At 49.0% G+C, this 971-nt stretch carries 2 protein-coding genes; one reads left to right on the forward strand and one right to left on the reverse strand.

What is annotated here, in order from left to right; translation table 11 throughout:
* The first annotated feature begins 301 nt into the window (after positions 1 to 301).
* Complete coding sequence (locus tag QVP67_RS03065; protein ID WP_022162091.1) at positions 302 to 556, forward strand: DUF4248 domain-containing protein; 255 nt, start codon at positions 302 to 304, stop codon at positions 554 to 556.
* A 132-nt stretch (positions 557 to 688) separates the two neighbouring features.
* Here QVP67_RS03065 and QVP67_RS03070 read toward each other — a convergent pair.
* Positions 689 to 971 (reverse strand): hypothetical protein (locus tag QVP67_RS03070; RefSeq protein ID WP_288179839.1); only part of this gene is annotated, 283 nt, incomplete at its 5' end.

Below are 971 nucleotides of genomic sequence, written 5' to 3' on the forward strand. Positions count from 1 at the left end.
AGTGAGCCTGAGCCCTAAAATGAGCCCTCGGCAGCTGCGGAACAGAGTCGCCGGATGGTGAAATTTCCGGACACCGGTTCGTTGCGAAGAAAATGGTTAATGATTAATGGTGAATGGTAAATGGTTAATGATTAATGGTAAATGGTTAATGGTGAATGGTTTAGAGTAGTCTATCTATCGGCTTAACTTCTTAACTCCTTAACTACTAACCTCCTTCTAATTTCCTAAGCGGAAATATTCTTTGGATATTTCTGTTTAGCTATAAAACTTAAAAACTCAGAAACTTAAAAATTCAAACGCTATGAAACCCGAATTGATTCCCGACGAAGGAGCCGACCGCCCCTTCGTTATCCGGCCCTACCGTAAGGCCGAATTTGCCCAACTCTACTTTCCTGACCTCACGCCCCGCTGTGCGTTGCGCAAGCTCCACCGCTGGATAGAACGCAGCGATGCCTTGCGCCGTGCGCTCTACGAGGAAGGTCCTGAAGGACGCAACGAGCAGACCTTCAGCCGCCGTCAGGTAGAGTTGCTGGTTCGCCACTTCGACGAGCCCTGACGCCACACCGTTTGTTGTGTGCCGTTACAAACAATCCGACACCCCGCCACAAGCAATGTAGCGGGGCGTTACGTTTAATGTGGTGCTTCCTCTGTGAAACTCTGTGCACCTCTGTGGTGCATGCCTTTTTTTTTACTTTTCTTTCTTCCTGTCCTCGCGCGCCTTTTCCGTGCGTTTGCTGATTCTATCTATCTCGCGGCGGATGCGCTTCAGTTCGCGCAGGGCGTTGTAGCTTACTTCGCGGTGTTCTTCGTTAATCTCTTTGAGTCGGGCCAGCATGGCGCGTAATTCGCGTAGTTCGTAGATGTCGGTGGTGGGTTGCTTCTCTATTAAGCAAAAATTGCTTTCTCCTTCGTTCAGCAGCCTTTCTTCTAAATCGTCTTCAGCGATTGTGTAATACTTGGTCCGCCTTTTG

The organism is Bacteroides sp. CAG:633 (genome assembly GCF_000435115.1).
In the GTDB taxonomy this organism is placed as follows: Bacteria; Bacteroidota; Bacteroidia; order Bacteroidales; family Bacteroidaceae; genus Bacteroides; species Bacteroides ndongoniae.